The sequence below is a fragment of the Sulfitobacter sp. M05 genome (genome assembly GCF_029285175.1).
GTDB lineage: Bacteria > Pseudomonadota > Alphaproteobacteria > Rhodobacterales > Rhodobacteraceae > Sulfitobacter.
The window spans coordinates 172,679-188,625 of record NZ_JABEDH010000001.1; the positions used below are offsets into that span (position 1 = coordinate 172,679).

Genomic DNA, 15,947 nt, shown 5'->3' on the forward strand with positions numbered 1-15,947 from the left:
TGCGTTCCTGTTACGCCTTGCATCTTCGGGGATCAGGCGCAATCAAAGGGAATGACCTTAAACCCTGCTGATGCCGCCTTTCGTGCCCGCCTAGCTGCGGACCTTCCCGATGATACCCTTCACGAGGCCGGCGAACGGTATCTAGAGGAACCGCGCGGGATTTATGCTGGTCGGCGCAGTCTGCTGGCCCTGCCACGCAGTGCCCAAGAGGTTGCAGCCCTGATCCGACATGCGAATGATGCACAGGTCGGTGTCATTCCCTATGGCGGCGGCACCGGGCTGGTGGGGGGGCAGGTCGCCCCCGACGGGCCGGCCCCGTTGATCATCTCACTTGAGCGGATGAACAAGCTGCGCGATGCCTATCCGGATGAAAACGTTTTGGTTGCCGAGGCCGGCGTGATCCTTGCTGATGTCCAAACGGCGGCGGATGCGGTTGAACGGCTGTTTCCTTTGTCGCTGGCCTCGGAAGGCTCTGCGCGGATAGGCGGCAACCTGTCAACAAATGCGGGTGGCACCGGGGTGCTGCGCTATGGCAATACCCGCGATCTGTGTCTGGGGCTTGAGGCGGTTTTGCCGGATGGGCAGATATGGAACGGGCTGACGCGGCTGCGCAAGAACAACACCGGCTATGATCTGCGCCATCTATTGATCGGGGCGGAGGGGACATTGGGTGTGATCACGGCGGCGGCGCTGAAGATCTTTCCAAAACCCGCACGTATGGGCACGGCCCTGCTGGTGGTAAAAAGCCCACGCGCAGCACTGGATCTGCTGTCTTTGGCCAGGGGGCAGCTGGGTGAAATGATCAGTGGGTTTGAATTGATCCATCGGCAAGGCATGGAGTTCCTTGCAGAAACCTTGCCCGAAGTGCGCCTGCCGTTTGCCGATTTGCCGGAATGGACAGTCCTGATTGATGTCGGGCTAAGTGGTGATTTGGACCCGTCCGACGCTTTGGAAACACTCTTTGCAGCCGCCCATGAGGCCGGTTTTGTTTCTGACGGGCTCATCGCGCAGAGCGCCGCCCAATCCGCAGCCTTCTGGAATGTGCGCGAGATGATCCCCGAAGGAAACCGGCGTATCGGTTCGATTTCCAGTCATGATATCTCCGTGCCGTTGGGGATGATCCCGGAGTTCATCACCAAAGCCGGGCAGGTATTGGACCGTATCGGTGATTTCCGTATCAATTGTTTCGGCCATGTCGGGGACGGCAATCTGCACTACAACGTCTTCCCGTTAAAAGGAAACTCCCGCGCGGACCATGAAAACCAAAAGCCCGCAATCAAGGCCGCAGTGCATGATCTCGTGCATGAAATGGGCGGATCATTCAGTGCGGAGCATGGGGTCGGGCGGATGAAACGGGCCGACCTTGAACACTATGGTGATCCTGCGAAATTGTCAGCCATGCGCGCCATAAAGGCGGCGCTTGACCCGAATGGCATCATGAATCCGGGTGCTGTGCTGGGCACCTAAAGCCCGTCAAATTCGCACAGCACGTTCACCTCCATGCCCATCGCTTCTAGTTTTTTGCGACCGCCAAGCTCTGGCAGATCAATAATAAAAGACGTTGAGACGATCTCGCCGCCCAACCGTTCCACCAGCTTGATCCCCGCCTCGGCGGTGCCTCCGGTTGCCAGCAGGTCATCGACCACCAGAATTTTCTCGCCCGCACGGATCGCATCATCGTGGATTTCTACAATCGCCTCGCCATACTCCAGCGTATAGGCCTCGGAGATCACCGCACCAGGCAGTTTGCCCTTTTTGCGGATCGGCACAAAACCGACGCTCAACTGGTGCGCAATTGCGCCGCCAAGTATGAAACCGCGCGCCTCCAGCCCGACAACCTTGTCAATCTCGATACCAGCATAGGGGTGCAGCATCAGATCAATCGCCATGCGAAACCCACGCGGATCGGCGAACAGCGTTGTCACATCGCGAAACATGATCCCTTCATGAGGGAAATCAACAATGGTACGGATGTAGTCTTCGATCTTTTTCATGTGGTACTCCGGCGAAGGGTTGCTGTCAGAATGCCCATGGCAACCAGCGCGCCCCCACCTGCGCGGGTCAGCCATATGATGACCGAGGGCCGGTTGATAACGCGGCGCAGACGGTCGGCAAGCAGCGCATAGGCCAGCGCATTGAGGGCTGCGAGGCTTACAAAGGTTGCAATCAAGATGGCGAACTGCGGCAAGAGCGGCGTGCCCGATGTGATAAACTGCGGCACAAAGGCGATGAAAAATGCGATGGATTTGGGGTTCAATGCTGTCACTGCCGCCGTATGGGCGAAAACCTTGCGGCCTGTGATCCCAGTGCTTTGCGGCAGGCTCAGCCCGGCGGAGGGGGCAGAGCGCAGCAGCTTTATCCCAAGCCAGACCAGATAGATGGCACCAGCCCATTTCAACACTGTGAACAGTGTGGCCGAGGTCAGCACCAGCGCTCCTAGACCGGCGAGTGAGGCGGTCATCGCCACCAGATCGCCAAATGCCACACCGGCGGCAGATGCCACCGCAACTGTGCGCCCTTTGCTGAGCGCATAGCTCAGGACCAACAAAACGGTCGGGCCGGGGATCAGTAAAAGAGCTGTTGAAGCGGCCACAAAGGCAAGCCAGAGGTCAAATGGCATCAAACCCTCCTAATATTCTTGGATTGAAATGACGGGACGAAACTCAAAATGACATCACCTACTTAAATCATCCGCCCGGCAACCGCGTCTAGTTTCGCCATCAGCGTCGGGTCGCGGGCATCGGGTTGTGTCAGAATTGCAAATTCCAGCGCCCGGTCACAGCCATGCGGACAAGGCGGGCGGTCGGCCCCCAGCAGTGCAGGCAGGCGGGCAACAAGGTTTCGGCCCTTGTCGGCATTGCCCATCAGGGTGGCAATGATTGCTGTCACGTCGACCTCTCCATGATCGGGATGCCAGCTGTCATAGTCGGTGATCATTGCAACAGAAGCGTAACAAAGTTCGGCCTCGCGGGCCAGTTTCGCCTCGGGCATATTGGTCATGCCGATGACGTCCGCGCCCCAGCTTTCGCGGTACATCTTGGACTCTGCAAGCGTCGAGAATTGTGGCCCTTCCATGGCCAGATAGGTGCCCCCCTTATGAACCGTGATGCCTGCGTCCAGTGCTGCGGTTTCGCAGGCATCGCCCAGGCGCGGGCAGGTTGGGTGGGCCACGCTGACATGGGCCACGCAGCCGCTGCCGAAAAACGATTTCTCCCGGGCAAAGGTGCGGTCAATAAACTGATCTACAATCACAAAATCACCCGGTGCCATTTCTTCGCGAAACGAACCGCAGGCCGAAACACTGATCAAATCCGTGCAGCCAAGCCGTTTCAGTGCGTCAATGTTGGCGCGGTAGGGCACTGTGCTGGGGCTATGAACATGACCCCGTCCATGGCGCGGCAGAAACGCCATTTCGACCCCGTCCAACGTACCGGTCAGGATCGCATCCGACGGCGCGCCCCAGGGCGTTTGCACAGTGACCCATTCGGCCCCCGTCAGCCCGTCAATTTCATAGAGGCCAGAGCCACCGATCACCGCGATTTTTGTCTGTGCCATGTTACCCTCATGCCTTGATTTCCCTAACACTGTGCCTTGGGGGAGGGGGCATGAAAAGCCCCAAACATGCCGCTGATTGTCCTGTCTGCCGGTGTGCCGCTGCGAAAGCCATTCAAGGAGGGAGGCAAAACCGCCGATCCGAAACAGGCTTGCGTCCCCTTAGGCCCTATATCTTTATGGTCTCGGGCGGGTTTCCATCCCACAGCATCCTTGATAGGAGGCCCAAAGGCGTTGCCGCGCCCTTCACGTCAGCCCCCAGTCATACAGGATGCCAGCCGATGGTGCGCTCTACCTTTCATGCCTTTACCAAAAATCTCGAAGTGACAGATCTGCGCTGGATGCCCGAAGACGGGTTTTCCGTGGGACGTCTGCGTATCGAGTTGCTGTCCGGTCTGACCGTTGCATTGGCGCTGGTACCCGAAGCGGTTGCTTTTGCCTTTGTTGCCGGTGTTCACCCGCTGGTTGGGCTGTATGCCGCGTTTCTGGTGGGGTTGGTCACTGCGCTGATTGGCGGGCGGCCCGGCATGATCTCGGGTGCGACGGGGGCCTTGGCGGTTGTCATGGTGGCACTGGTTGCACAGCATGGGGTCGAATACCTCTTTGCGACCGTGGTCCTGATGGGGATTTTGCAGATATTTGCGGGCGTCATGCAATGGGGCAAGTTTATCCGTCTGGTGCCGCATCCGGTGATGCTGGGCTTTGTAAACGGCCTGGCGATTGTGATTTTTCTGGCGCAGATGGGCCAGTTCAAGGTGCCAGGCACGATGGTCGATACTGGCCACGGCATGGGGGGCGGTGAATGGTTGTCGGGCCAACCGCTTTATCTGATGCTGGCGCTGGTCGCTGCCACGATGGCAATCATCTGGGTGATGCCGCGTATCACCAAACTGGTGCCTGCACCGCTTGCGGGCATTGGGATTGTTGCCGCTGTGGTGATCTTTACCGGCATGGATGTACCCCGCGTTGGCGATTTGGCCTCTATCGAAGGCGGGCTGCCGATGCCGCATATTCCATTTGGCGAAGGGCTTGGCCTTTATGGCACGCCACTGGCACCGCTTAATCTGGAAACGCTTTACATTATTGCACCCTATGCGGTGATCCTTGCCGCGATTGGTCTGATTGAATCGTTGCTGACGCTGAACCTTGTCGGGGACATGACCAATACCCGTGGTGGGGCATCTCAGGAATGTGTGGCCCAAGGAATCGCCAATACCGTCACCGGATTTTTCGCCGGTATGGGCGGCTGCGCGATGATCGGCCAGTCGATGATTAACGTGAAGTCCGGCGGACGCACACGGGTTGCAGGCATCGCAGCGGCGATCTTCTTGCTGCTGTTTATCCTTGTGGGTTCGCCCCTGATCGAACAAATCCCGCTTGCCGCGCTGGTCGGCGTGATGTTCATGGTAGTGATCGGCACATTCGCGTGGAACTCGCTAACGATCCTGCGCAAGGTGCCACTGACAGACGCGTTTGTAATCTTGTTGGTTACGGTTGTGACGGTCTACAAAGACCTCGCCGTCGCGGTGGTTGTGGGCGTTATCGTTTCCGCGCTGGCCTATGCGTGGAACAACGCCCGTCGCATCGATGCCACAACCCGCGAATCCCATTCCGAAAAAGGCGCTAAGGTCTATGAAATTCACGGACCGTTGTTCTTTGGTTCGTCTGACGGGTTTGCGGAATTGTTCACCGTGGCGGATGACCCTGAAAAAGTGATCATCGATTTCGCCGACAGCCGAGTGGTGGATCAATCTGCCCTACAGGCAATCGAGGCGGTTGCGTTGAAATATGAAAACACTGGCAAGCATGTCATGCTGCGCCATCTCAGCCGTGACTGTCACAAGCTGTTGACAAAAGCGGGCCACCTGATGGTCGATAGTGATGATGACCCCGATTACGAACTGGCGGTGGATTACTCCGTGCGTACCGGGGTGCTGGGCGGGCACTGATCATCGCGCCGAACGCTTTGCTCTGGAATAGAGCAAAGCGTTCTGTCGCACTCAATCGTCCGGGCGGATAATCTCGAAGACTTCGCGCACCACCGCATAGTCACGATAGCCAAGGCGTGACAGGGGCGCAAAGCGGGTCACATCAAAGCGGCCGTCTACCATACAGTCATCGCGCATATGCACCCCGATGACCTCACCAAAGACCACGTAATTCGAGGCCCCCTCGATCTGTACGATCTGCGTCATCCGACACTCCAAGGCTGCGGGTGTACCGCCGACACGGGCACAGTTGATCGTGTCACATTCCAGCTTTTCAATGCCGGCATGGTCGAATTCATCGGTGCCATGGGGCAGGCCGGCAGAGGACAGGTTCATCGCGTCGCGTGCTGCATATTCGACGATGTTTGCACAGAAAACACCGGTCTCGCGGATGTTGGCGACGGAATCCTTGGTGCCGTCCACATCGTCTTTGGCTCCGGTTGAGGCAAACATGACCTGCGGCGGCACATAGGCGACAGCGTTGAAAAACGAATAGGGGGCAAGGTTGTCATTGCCTTCCTTGTCCCGGGTCGAAATCCAGCCGATGGGGCGCGGTGTCACAAGCGCATTGAAGGGGTTGTGGGGAAGGCCGTGGCCCTCGCTCGGTTTATAGAACATCGGAAATCCTTTTTGGTGGTTTGCGCCTATGGCTAACCCCATGCTAGTGCGGACGCCACTGCAATTCTAATGAGCGACCTATCGTGTATCAGATCACCCCGGAAACGCCGACCGATTATTGGGAGGTTGAGGCACTTTATGACACATGTTTTGCACCAGGCCGCGAGGCCTTGTCGTCTTACCGCCTGCGCGATGGCATTCCTGCGGTGTCCGGTCTCAGCCAGATTGCACGTGACGGTGACGGGATATTGGGTGGTGCAATTCGTTATTGGCCGGTGCGCATCGGTGGCGTAACGGCATTGCTGCTGGGGCCGGTGGCGGTTCACCCGACCCGGCAGGGCGAAGGGCTGGGGCGGGCCTTGATCGAAGAAAGCCTGCGCCACGCGGCCCCGCTGGGGTGGGCTCGGGTGATGCTGGTCGGGGATGCGGCCTACTATGGGCGGTTCGGCTTCGAAGGCCTGCAAGATGTCGAAATGCCGCCGCCCACCAATCCGGCGCGCGTGCTGGGGCGGGCGTTGGAACCGGGGGCGTGGGACGGCATTACAGGCAAGGTGCGCCGCTGGATGGATTGAAAACCCGGCGCTGGCTTCCCACATTGAAAGCCGAAGGGGAGTTCGTATGCAGATAGAGTCAAGTTTGCCCACGCCGGTAGACGTAGAAGCCGAAATCGACAAACTGGCGCGCCGTTACAAGGCGGCGGGTGGTCTGGGGATCAACGTGTTGAACCTGATTGGCGGATCGGCGGATAATCTGATCGAACGTCTGCCCGAAGGAATCCGGCGCAATCTGGAAAACGCGACAATTGCCGCCCTTAATCAGGCCATGAAGGCGGCGCATTCCAGCCGCTCAGTGGTGCCTGATCAGGCCGGTTGGCTGAACCAGGCGGTATCAACCGCGATGGGAGCGGCAGGCGGCGCAGGGGGGCTGCCGACGGCGATGGCCGAACTGCCGGTTACCACGACCTTGTTGTTGCGGGTGATCCAAGGTGTCGCAGTCGAACATGGTTTTGATCCAGAGGCCGAGTCCGTACAGTTCGATTGTGTACAGGTTTTTGCCGCTGCAGGCCCCTTGTCAGGCGATGAGGGGGCCGATCTGGGGTTCCTGTCGGCGCGTCTTGCCTTGTCGGGCAGGGCAATGCAGGCGGTGATCGCCAAGATCGCACCGAAACTCGCGGTGGTGTTGGGCCAGAAACTGGCCGCCCAAGCCGTGCCGGTTTTGGGGGCGGTGGCTGGCGCCGCGACCAACTATGCCTATACCAGCTATTATCAAGACGTCGCCCATGTGCATTTCGGTCTGCGCAAGCTGGCGATTGATGCAGATATTCCACATGAGGATTTACTGGCCCAATTGGCCGAGAAGATGGCCAAGCCAAAGGTCACAGCCTAGACAGGCTTCCCCGCTAGCGCCCGATGCTGATCGGAGCGACGCTGGTGGCTTTGAGGATCGCGAAACAGGGTTTGCCCACTTTCAGGTCCAGCTCTGTCACCGCGCGCGCGGTGATCCGCGCCAATAGCAGGTCCTGGCCGGCCCGTAAGCTGACCGCTGCGCCGGGGCCGCCGCCTTTCTGGATCGCCTCGATTGTCGCCGGCAGGATATTCTGTGCGGACAGGCCTTCAGGATGTTTGGTCGAGACCATCACATCCTGTGCCAGCACCCGCAGCCGGACCTTGGTGCCGATCTCGGCCTGTACCCCCGGCAGATGCAGCACGCCTGCGCTGATCTTCAGGCAAGTCAGCCCGTCAGCGGCATGGGCAACGACCTCGGCCTCGATCACTGCGCCTGCGTCGCGCACGCCCAGCAAAGGTACCGCGGCAGGATCGGCCATGACTTGCATCGTCGGCCCCGCGCGGGCCACGGCGCCGTCTTTCAGCAGCACCAGCGTGTCGGCTAGACGCGCAACTTCCTCAACCGAGTGGCTGACATAAAGGATCGGCAGGCCCAGCGGCCCATCGCGCAGCCGTTCGAGATAGGGCAGGATGTCCTGCTTGCGCGGGCCATCTAGGCTGGCCAGTGGTTCATCCATCAACAACATGCGCGGTTTGCTGAGCAGGGCCCGGCCAAGGGCGACACGTTGCATTTCCCCACCTGAAAGTTTGGCGGGATGTCGATCCAGCAAGCCATTCAACCCCAGCAGCTCTGTCACATCGCCAAACTCGGGACCGACGGCATCAGCCGGGGCATAGCGCGCCCCGAATTCGAGGTTGTCGCGCACACTGAGATGAGGAAAAAGCCGTGCCTCCTGAAAAACATAGCCAAGGCGGCGTGCGGCAGGGGGCAGGAAAGTTGTGGCGTCAAATAATGTGGTACCATCTACAACGATGCGCCCTGCATCCGGCTTTAGCAGGCCGGCAACAGCATTGATCACCGTGGTTTTACCAGCCCCGGAGCGACCAAAGATGGCGGTGATCCCCGACGTGGCCTCAAAGGCGACCCTTAGCGTGAAATCCCCGAAACCATGGGTGATATCGACATCAAGGCTCATGCGCCGGTGATCCTTGCGGCGACGCGCCGCGCGAGGGCTTCGGATGCCAGCACGGCAGACATCGCCACAGCGCAGGCCATCAGCACCATGCCCACCGCCCGCTCTTCAGCGCCCGGTATTTGCAGCGCGCTCCAGATGGCACTGGGCAGGGTCTGGGTCTGGCCCGGTATATTGGCGACAAAGGTGATCGTGGCCCCGAATTCGCCCATGGCTTTGGCAAAACCCATCACCGCCCCTGCCAGAATGCCCGGCGCAATTAACGGCAGGGTTACACGGCCAAAGACGGACCAGCGCGGCGCGCCCAGCGTTGCCGCCGCTTCCTCCAGCTTGGGGTTCACCGCCTCAATGGCGAGGCGCATGGCGCGTACCATCAAAGGAAACCCCATGACAACCGCAGCCAGCACGGCGCCGGACCAGTGAAATGCAAGCGTGATGCCGATACTTTCCAAGGCGCGGCCCAAGGGGGCGGTGCGGCCAAAGGCGATCAGCAGCAGATAACCAGTGACGATAGGGGGCAGCACCAGCGGCAGATGGACAACAGCGCTTAGCAAGGCTTTGCCGCGAAAATCGCGTCGCGCCAGTATCCATGCCACCCAAAGCGCCAGCGGCACAGCCAGTAAGGTGGCCCAGACCGAGACCCAAAGCGACAGGCGCAGCGCCTCCCATGCGGCGGCATCAGCGCTCATTCGGGCACCGGTGCAAAGCCGTGGCGTGCAAAAATCGCCGCCACCTCTGGTGTTGTTAACGCGTCAAGAAAGGCCGCGCCCACCGGTGAAAGGCTGGTCGCGGAATACAGGATCGGATCATGTGCGTGGGGCGGGGCGGTCAACAGGATGCGCACCTTCGGTTCGGCCATTGCGTCACTGCCATAGACCACGCCCAACGGCACCTCGCCGCGTGCAACAAGGGCTAGGGCGGCCCGAACATTGTCGGTTTCGGCCACCTGCGCGCGCAGTCCGGCCCAGACGCCCGCCTGTTCCAGCCATTGCCGGGCGTATGTGCCGGCGGGCACCGCATCACGTTGTCCCATGGCAAGGCGGCCAGTGCCAAGGCGTGGAGCGATTTCATCTGCCGAAGCCAGCGGCGCAGCATCGCTGGCCCCGATCAGGACCAACCTGTTGCTTGCGACGTGGACCGGGGCGGAAAGGCCGCTGATGCCCTGCGCTGTCAGCCAGTCCATCCAAAGCGTATTGGCAAGGATCACCACATCGGCGGGGGCACCTGCCGCCACTTGCCGTGCCATTGTGCCCGATCCACCAAAGGACAGCGCCGCCTTTTGTGGCGCGCGTGCTGTGATATCTTCCAGCACGCCGCGCAGGCTGGCGGCGGCAAAGACGGTGATCTGTTCGGCATACGCAGCAGTCGGCAGGAAGAAACAGATCAAAAGAGCGGCAAATCGTGACATTCTGGTCAGTATCTGCGAAGCGCGTGCGCCCTTCAAGCGCAATGGTATCTAGACGCTTGCGGTCCAGGGCGCGGCGCGGCATGTCTGAGCCACCAAAGTTCTACAGGCGTGATATGGCGAACCAGCCCCCTCTTTCTCTTCTTGGTGCCGGCAAGAGCGATCTGCGGACGCAGTTCGCAGCTTTGTGCTATCGTATCAGGCGTGGCAAGTTGCAAATCCTTGTGATTACCTCGCGCCGGTCCAAACGCTGGATCGTTCCCAAGGGTTGGCCAATGGAGGGCAAAACCCCTGCGGCCACCGCAGCGCAAGAAGCCTGGGAAGAGGCCGGAGTGCGCGGCTTGCCTGAGGATAATGCGCTGGGTGTTTACACCTATGGCAAGACAACAGTGATCGGAGACGAGCTGCCGTGTCTGGTGGTGCTATACCCGGTGCTGGTCAAATCATTGGCTAAAAAGTTTCCCGAGAGCGGCCAGCGCCGTCGCAAATGGGTGTCGCGCAAGAAAGCAGCGAAACGAGTGGCCGAACCGGATTTGGCCCGCCTGATTCTGAATTTCGACCCACGCAGCAGTCGCAAGCATTCTTGACCTCGCGCTGTCGGACATCCATGTCTGAAGGAGGAGTTAGAAACGACAATGATCCGATACACCCTTAAATGCGATCAGGACCATCATTTCGAAAGTTGGTTTCAATCCGCCGCGGCCTATGATGCCTTGGAGCGGGGTGGCCATCTGGGCTGTGAAACCTGTGGCAGCCGCAATATCACCAAGGCGGTGATGGCCCCGCGGGTGCGCCCGTCTGAACAAAAGCACGCGCAACTGCCGGTTTTGTCAGAGCCTGCCGGCGAAAAGGAACAGGCGCTGGAAGCCCTGCGCAAGAAGGTTGAAGATACTTCGGATTATGTGGGTGAGAATTTCACCAAGGAGGCGCGTGCCATGCATTTGGGCGATAAGCCGGAGCGGTCAATCTATGGCGAGGCCCGGCTGGATCAGGCGAAAGAGCTGATCGAGGAGGGCGTGCCGCTGATGCCGTTGCCATTTCGCCCGAAACAAAAATTAAGCTGATAAGGAATATTCCATGAATATCGTGATCACCGGAGCGAGCCGTGGCATTGGTGCCGGATTGGCAGACCATTACCGCGGTCAGGGACACGAGGTGATCGGCACTGGACGTTCTGTCGCGTCACAGCTGCAACTGGATGTCACCCGCCCTGTTAGCCACCGCGAAATGGCCGAAGCGCTGGACGGCCATGCGATTGATTTGCTGGTCTGCAATGCCGGGGTTTATCTGGATAAGGGCAATGATCTGGACACGGGATATGGTGCAGACCTCTGGGCGCAGAGCTTTGCAACCAATGTGACCGGTGTGTTTATGAGTATCCAAGCGCTGTTGCCGCACCTGCGCCGGGCAAAGGGAGCCAAGATTGCCATCATCTCCTCGCAAATGGGGTCGGATGCGCGGGCAAAAAGCGGAGGCAGTGGCGGTAGTTATATTTATCGCGCGTCCAAAGCCGCTGCGCTGAACCTCGGGTTGAACCTGGCCAATGATCTCAAGGTAGAAGGGATTGCTGTCGGGATCTATCATCCGGGCTGGGTGCAGACTGACATGGGCGGCGGGGAAGCCGAGATCACCACGGATGCGGCGGTGGAAGGTCTGGTCACGCGGTTTGCGGCGTTAAGTCTTGAAAATACGGGATGTTTCGAAAACTGGGACGGCAGACCTCATGCGTTTTGACCGGGCTTGGACAGAGTGAGTCTTTTGTTGAATTTGCAGTACGCAAATTCGTTGAGGCGCTGCCTCAAACTCCGCAGGATATAGGGCCAAAAAGAGGAAGATAGTGTTTCGGCGTTGTCCGGCTTGCTCTTGTGGGTGCGCTGGCGTAAACGGCGCAGGACTAAAGAGGCGAGGGAATATGCCTGTTCTTGTGATGAAATTCGGCGGCACTTCTGTCGCGACGCTTGACCGGATTCGCCGCGCGGCCAAGCGCGTGGGTGTGGAAGTGGCCAAAGGCTATGACGTGATTGTCATTGTATCGGCCATGTCAGGCAAGACCAACGAGCTGGTCGGCTGGGTTAATGAGACATCGCCGATGTATGATGCGCGTGAATATGATGCGGTTGTGTCCTCTGGCGAGAATGTCACGGCCGGGTTGATGGCCTTGACCTTGCAAGAAATGGACGTGCCGGCGCGGTCCTGGCAGGGCTGGCAGGTGCCCGTACAGACCACAAGCGCCCATTCTGCTGCGCGGATCGAGGATATTCCGCCGGCCAATATCATGTCGAAGTTTGCCGAAGGCATGAAGGTTGCTGTGGTGGCAGGCTTTCAAGGGGTCAGTCCCGAAGGGCGGATCACCACATTGGGACGCGGTGGGTCGGATACCACAGCGGTGGCCTTTGCGGCTGCGTTTGAAGCGGAGCGCTGCGACATTTATACCGATGTGGACGGGGTTTACACCACAGATCCGCGGGTCGAGGCCAAGGCGCGAAAACTGGATAAGATTTCATTTGAAGAGATGCTGGAGCTGGCGTCTTTGGGCGCGAAGGTTTTGCAAACCCGTTCGGTAGAGCTGGCGATGCGCTATAAGGTCAAGCTGCGGGTGTTGTCGAGTTTTGAAGAACAATCGGACGAAGCCGGAACGCTTGTCTGTGATGAGGAGGAAATTATGGAAAGCAATGTGGTTGCGGGCGTGGCATTCAGCCGCGAAGAGGCCAAGATGACGCTGGTGTCGGTTGCGGACCGTCCGGGCATCGCGGCGCTGATCTTTTCCGCTTTGTCGGATGCCGGTGTGAACGTCGACATGATCGTTCAGAATATTTCCGAAGACGGGCGTACCGATATGACGTGGTCCTGTCCTGTGGATCAGGTCAAGCGCGCCGAACAGGCGATGGCCGATGCGAAATCAGCCGAGATTATCAATTACAGCGGGTTGCTGGCCGATCAGGACGTGGCGAAAGTGTCAGTTGTTGGTATCGGTATGCGCAGTCATACAGGCGTGGCGGCAAAGATGTTTCAAGTGTTGTCTGACGAAGGCATCAACATTCAGGTCATCACCACATCGGAAATAAAAATTTCTGTACTGATTGACCGCAAGTACATGGAACTGGCGGTTCAGGCCCTGCATGATGCCTTTGAACTGGACAAGGCGGCCTAAGGGTTTCGCATTTCTGCACATGAGTTGAACAGCCCGGAGATTTTGCCGGGCTGTCGCGTTTCGGCGGGGCGCGCAGGTGCGCATGGCGCAAGTGACGCAAAGAAAATTGACGGGCATGGCTGTTTGCCGCGCTGCGTGATGATCACCGGCGGTGCGTTGCAAAACAGGGCGCTCCCTTCCTAAGCGTTTTGCGAATTTCCGCTGAACGCGCAGGTACAACCAAGAATTGTACCTTCTTGATCAATTCGGCCATTTCGCTTTTGCGCGGCCTGTGGTGTAAGCTGTTCTGGGTTGACCCGGGAGGACGCGCCAGCATGGCCGAGCGTACAGAAACAGAAAGCCGCAAGCTGCTGGGCAGGTTGCGGGATGCCATGGCAGGGGATCACGCCGGCCAAGAACGGCTGGATAAGATCACTCATCTGATCGCCACGTCCATGGGGTGTGAAGTCTGTTCGATCTATCTGTTCCGTGATGAGGACACGCTTGAGCTTTGTGCGACAGAAGGTTTGAACGCGCAGGCGGTGCATGAAACCCGCATGAAACTGGGTGAGGGGCTCGTCGGCCGTGTCGCCAAGTACCGGCGCGTCATCAATACACCGGATGCGCCGCAGGCGGCAGGCTTTCGGTTCATGCCGGAAACCGGCGAAGAAATCTATTCAAGTTTCTTAGGTGTGCCGGTGCAACGGCTTGGCGAGGCCTTGGGCGTTTTGGTGGTTCAGTCCAAGACCGCGCGCGAGTTTTCTGCCGATGAGGTCTATGCGCTTGAGGTTGTTGCCATGGTGCTGGCCGAAATGACCGAGCTGGGGGCCTTTGTCGGTGAAGGGGCGGCCATGTCGGCGCGTCATTCACAACCTGTCTTGTTGCGTGGCACCGTTGCGCAGGAAGGGGTTGCTGAGGGGCATGTCTGGCTGCATGAGCCACGCGTGGTTGTGTCAAATGTCATCGCCGATGATCCCGTTCGCGAGACCGAGCGTCTTACCGAGGCGGTGGATACCCTGCGGGTCAGTGTGGATCAGATGCTGTCGATGGCGGCAAATGGCGACAAGGACCAGCAACAGGTTCTGGAAACCTACCGCATGTTCGCCAATTCGAAGGGGTGGATGCGGCGGATGACGGAGGATATTCAAAGTGGCCTCTCCGCCGAGGCCGCGGTGGAGAAAGAGCAATCACTGGCCCGTGCCCGGATGAGCCAGTCCACGGATGCCTATCTGCGTGAACGGCTTAGCGATTTGGACGATCTGTCCAATCGGTTGCTGCGTATTCTGACTGGGCAGGGCGCGGATACCGGTGCCGAGATGCCAGCCGATCCGATCCTTGTCGCCCGCAACATTGGACCGGCTGAGCTATTGGAATACGGTCGCGGGTTGCGCGGTATCGTATTGGAGGGGGGCTCTGTCGGCTCGCATGCGGCCATTGTGGCGCGGGCCTTGGCGATCCCGTTGATTGTCCATGCCGGACGGATCACCAATGATGCGTTGAACGGCGATCACATCATGGTGGATGGGGAGCAAGGAGTGATCCATCTGCGTCCCGATGACATGGTGGCGACGGCGTTCCGTGACAAAATTGCGATGCAGGCGGCAGCGCAGGAACGGTATTCCGCCATTCTGGACCAGCCCGCGCAGGCAAAATGCGGTGCGGAGATCAAGCTGGATATGAATGCGGGGCTGATGGCGGATTTGCCGTCACTGGTCAGTTCAGGTGCCCAAGGTGTTGGGCTTTTTCGTACTGAATTACAGTTCCTTGTGCGCAACCAGATGCCGAAACGTTCCGAGTTGTCAGCACTTTATGCGCGGGTGTTGGATGCGGCTGGTGGCAAGCGGGTGGTGTTTCGCACGCTGGATATCGGGTCTGACAAGGTGCTGCCCTATATGAAACCCAACGATGAACCGAACCCCGCGTTGGGCTGGCGGGCGATCCGGGTGGGCCTCGACAAACCTGGCGTGATGCGGATGCAATTGCAGGCGTTGATCCGAGCGGCCAACGGTAGACCCCTGACGGTGATGTTCCCGTTTGTGGCGCAATTCGAAGAGTTCCGCGCCGCGCGCCATGAGGTCGACAAGGCCATCGCACGCGAATCGAAGCTGGGCCATGTACTGCCCTGCGAAATCGAAGTTGGCGCGATGCTTGAGACGCCCAGCCTTGCTTTTGCGCCTGAGAAATTCTTTGAGGAAGTAAAGTTTCTGTCGGTTGGCGGCAATGACCTCAAACAGTTCTTCTTTGCCGCGGACCGCGAAAACGAGCGTGTGCGCAAACGCTATGACACGTTAAACGTCAGCTTCCTGACTTTCCTTGAAGGGATTGTTGAACGCTGTGCGCGGACCGACACGGATCTGTCTTTCTGCGGTGAGGATGCGGGCCGCCCTGTCGAGGCGCTGTGTTTTGCCGCTATCGGCTTTCGCAGCCTGTCGATGCGCCCTGCCTCCATTGGTCCGGTAAAAAGCCTGTTGCGCCGGTGCAACCTGGAAGACGTGCGGGCGATCATCAACGCCGCGCGCGACCGTGGTGAAATGTCGGTGCGCGCGGATGTGATGGAATACGTTAAGGCACAGCATCAAGCCTGAGGTGGCTTACTTTGCCGCCTCAATTGCCGCCCGCAGAACACCGCGGTCGCCGATGTGGTTTGCCAGTGTCAGGATTAGACGTGCGTTAAAGGCGTCGCTTTCCTCATCACTCAGCGTCGCATGTGCCTGAAGCAATTCGTCGTAAAACCCATCTGGGTCAGGGATATTCGGCTCAAGATTCACGGTCATG

At 59.0% G+C, this 15,947-nt stretch carries 17 protein-coding genes; 9 read left to right on the forward strand and 8 right to left on the reverse strand.

Annotated elements, in window-relative coordinates; translation table 11 throughout:
- Positions 1-51 precede the first annotated feature (51 nt).
- Entirely contained in the window at positions 52-1,467 is a 1,416-nt protein-coding gene (locus tag HKX44_RS00865) for an FAD-binding oxidoreductase (protein WP_276149417.1), read from the forward strand.
- Here HKX44_RS00865 and HKX44_RS00870 read toward each other — a convergent pair.
- The 3 genes from HKX44_RS00870 to HKX44_RS00880 form a co-directional block, all read right to left on the reverse strand.
- On the reverse strand, positions 1,464-1,994 hold the full coding sequence (locus tag HKX44_RS00870; RefSeq protein ID WP_276149418.1) for an adenine phosphoribosyltransferase: 531 nt from the start codon (positions 1,992-1,994) through the stop codon (positions 1,464-1,466). The two genes, HKX44_RS00865 and HKX44_RS00870, sit on opposite strands and share 4 nt — an antisense overlap.
- A complete protein-coding gene (locus HKX44_RS00875) occupies positions 1,991-2,620 on the reverse strand; it encodes a LysE family translocator (protein ID WP_276149419.1) in 630 nt (209 codons plus the stop codon). The genes HKX44_RS00870 and HKX44_RS00875 overlap by 4 nt, the downstream gene beginning before the upstream one ends.
- A 62-nt stretch (positions 2,621-2,682) precedes the next feature.
- Positions 2,683-3,555 (reverse strand): S-methyl-5'-thioadenosine phosphorylase, encoded by an 873-nt coding sequence (locus tag HKX44_RS00880; protein WP_276149420.1) that lies wholly within the window; start codon positions 3,553-3,555, stop codon positions 2,683-2,685.
- A gap of 278 nt (positions 3,556-3,833) precedes the next feature.
- Here HKX44_RS00880 and HKX44_RS00885 point away from each other — a divergent pair, with 278 nt between their 5' ends.
- Positions 3,834-5,501 carry a SulP family inorganic anion transporter gene (locus tag HKX44_RS00885; RefSeq protein WP_276149421.1) on the forward strand — a complete coding sequence of 556 codons (1,668 nt, stop codon included), beginning with the start codon at positions 3,834-3,836 and terminating at the stop codon, positions 5,499-5,501.
- Between the two features lie 51 nt (positions 5,502-5,552).
- Here HKX44_RS00885 and HKX44_RS00890 read toward each other — a convergent pair whose 3' ends face one another.
- On the reverse strand, positions 5,553-6,158 hold the full coding sequence (locus tag HKX44_RS00890) for a flavin reductase family protein (protein ID WP_276149422.1): 606 nt from the start codon (positions 6,156-6,158) through the stop codon (positions 5,553-5,555).
- 83 nt (positions 6,159-6,241) lie between these two features.
- On the opposite strand from HKX44_RS00890, the gene HKX44_RS00895 reads away from it, so the two are divergent.
- Complete coding sequence (locus HKX44_RS00895) at positions 6,242-6,730, forward strand: N-acetyltransferase (RefSeq protein WP_276149423.1); 489 nt, start codon at positions 6,242-6,244, stop codon at positions 6,728-6,730.
- A 46-nt stretch (positions 6,731-6,776) separates the two neighbouring features.
- Entirely contained in the window at positions 6,777-7,544 is a 768-nt protein-coding gene (locus HKX44_RS00900; RefSeq protein WP_276149424.1) for an EcsC family protein, read from the forward strand.
- Positions 7,545-7,557: 13 nt separating this feature from the next.
- On the opposite strand, the gene modC is transcribed toward HKX44_RS00900, so the two are convergent.
- Genes modC through modA form a run of 3 tightly spaced genes read right to left on the reverse strand, consistent with a single transcriptional unit; the run spans position 7,558 to position 10,045 of the window.
- Complete coding sequence (modC, locus tag HKX44_RS00905) at positions 7,558-8,640, reverse strand: molybdenum ABC transporter ATP-binding protein (protein WP_276149425.1); 1,083 nt, start codon at positions 8,638-8,640, stop codon at positions 7,558-7,560.
- Positions 8,637-9,326 carry a molybdate ABC transporter permease subunit gene (modB, locus tag HKX44_RS00910; RefSeq protein WP_276149426.1) on the reverse strand — a complete coding sequence of 230 codons (690 nt, stop codon included), beginning with the start codon at positions 9,324-9,326 and terminating at the stop codon, positions 8,637-8,639. The genes modC and modB overlap by 4 nt, the downstream gene beginning before the upstream one ends.
- Positions 9,323-10,045: a molybdate ABC transporter substrate-binding protein gene (gene modA, locus HKX44_RS00915; RefSeq protein WP_276149427.1), complete on the reverse strand. Its 723-nt coding sequence runs from the start codon at positions 10,043-10,045 to the stop codon at positions 9,323-9,325. Before modA ends, modB begins: the two co-directional genes overlap by 4 nt.
- Positions 10,046-10,125: 80 nt before the next feature.
- Between modA and HKX44_RS00920 the strand changes: the two genes are divergently transcribed.
- The 5 genes from HKX44_RS00920 (at position 10,126) to ptsP (ending at position 15,757) form a co-directional block, all read left to right on the forward strand.
- Complete coding sequence (locus HKX44_RS00920; protein ID WP_276149428.1) at positions 10,126-10,629, forward strand: NUDIX hydrolase; 504 nt, start codon at positions 10,126-10,128, stop codon at positions 10,627-10,629.
- Positions 10,630-10,677: 48 nt separating this feature from the next.
- On the forward strand, positions 10,678-11,106 hold the full coding sequence (locus tag HKX44_RS00925; protein WP_276149429.1) for a DUF1178 family protein: 429 nt from the start codon (positions 10,678-10,680) through the stop codon (positions 11,104-11,106).
- A gap of 13 nt (positions 11,107-11,119) precedes the next feature.
- Positions 11,120-11,776: an SDR family NAD(P)-dependent oxidoreductase gene (locus HKX44_RS00930; RefSeq protein ID WP_276149430.1), complete on the forward strand. Its 657-nt coding sequence runs from the start codon at positions 11,120-11,122 to the stop codon at positions 11,774-11,776.
- A gap of 178 nt (positions 11,777-11,954) precedes the next feature.
- Entirely contained in the window at positions 11,955-13,193 is a 1,239-nt protein-coding gene (locus HKX44_RS00935) for an aspartate kinase (RefSeq protein ID WP_276149431.1), read from the forward strand.
- A 314-nt stretch (positions 13,194-13,507) separates the two neighbouring features.
- A complete protein-coding gene (ptsP, locus tag HKX44_RS00940; protein ID WP_276149432.1) occupies positions 13,508-15,757 on the forward strand; it encodes a phosphoenolpyruvate--protein phosphotransferase in 2,250 nt (749 codons plus the stop codon).
- Positions 15,758-15,763: 6 nt separating this feature from the next.
- On the opposite strand, the gene HKX44_RS00945 is transcribed toward ptsP, so the two are convergent.
- A complete protein-coding gene (locus HKX44_RS00945; RefSeq protein WP_276149433.1) occupies positions 15,764-15,946 on the reverse strand; it encodes a DUF2783 domain-containing protein in 183 nt (60 codons plus the stop codon).
- Position 15,947: the final 1 nt, after the last annotated feature.

Coding starts and splice junctions, on each gene's coding strand:
- HKX44_RS00865 (WP_276149417.1), top strand. CDS start 52: ATGACCTTAAACCCTGCTGATGCCGCCTTTCGTGCCCGCCTAGCTGCG.
- HKX44_RS00870 (WP_276149418.1), bottom strand. CDS start 1,994: ATGAAAAAGATCGAAGACTACATCCGTACCATTGTTGATTTCCCTCAT.
- HKX44_RS00875 (WP_276149419.1), bottom strand. CDS start 2,620: ATGCCATTTGACCTCTGGCTTGCCTTTGTGGCCGCTTCAACAGCTCTT.
- HKX44_RS00880 (WP_276149420.1), bottom strand. CDS start 3,555: ATGGCACAGACAAAAATCGCGGTGATCGGTGGCTCTGGCCTCTATGAA.
- HKX44_RS00885 (WP_276149421.1), top strand. CDS start 3,834: ATGGTGCGCTCTACCTTTCATGCCTTTACCAAAAATCTCGAAGTGACA.
- HKX44_RS00890 (WP_276149422.1), bottom strand. CDS start 6,158: ATGTTCTATAAACCGAGCGAGGGCCACGGCCTTCCCCACAACCCCTTC.
- HKX44_RS00900 (WP_276149424.1), top strand. CDS start 6,777: ATGCAGATAGAGTCAAGTTTGCCCACGCCGGTAGACGTAGAAGCCGAA.
- modC (WP_276149425.1), bottom strand. CDS start 8,640: ATGAGCCTTGATGTCGATATCACCCATGGTTTCGGGGATTTCACGCTA.
- modB (WP_276149426.1), bottom strand. CDS start 9,326: ATGAGCGCTGATGCCGCCGCATGGGAGGCGCTGCGCCTGTCGCTTTGG.
- modA (WP_276149427.1), bottom strand. CDS start 10,045: ATGTCACGATTTGCCGCTCTTTTGATCTGTTTCTTCCTGCCGACTGCT.
- HKX44_RS00920 (WP_276149428.1), top strand. CDS start 10,126: ATGTCTGAGCCACCAAAGTTCTACAGGCGTGATATGGCGAACCAGCCC.
- HKX44_RS00925 (WP_276149429.1), top strand. CDS start 10,678: ATGATCCGATACACCCTTAAATGCGATCAGGACCATCATTTCGAAAGT.
- HKX44_RS00930 (WP_276149430.1), top strand. CDS start 11,120: ATGAATATCGTGATCACCGGAGCGAGCCGTGGCATTGGTGCCGGATTG.
- HKX44_RS00935 (WP_276149431.1), top strand. CDS start 11,955: ATGCCTGTTCTTGTGATGAAATTCGGCGGCACTTCTGTCGCGACGCTT.
- ptsP (WP_276149432.1), top strand. CDS start 13,508: ATGGCCGAGCGTACAGAAACAGAAAGCCGCAAGCTGCTGGGCAGGTTG.
- HKX44_RS00945 (WP_276149433.1), bottom strand. CDS start 15,946: ATGACCGTGAATCTTGAGCCGAATATCCCTGACCCAGATGGGTTTTAC.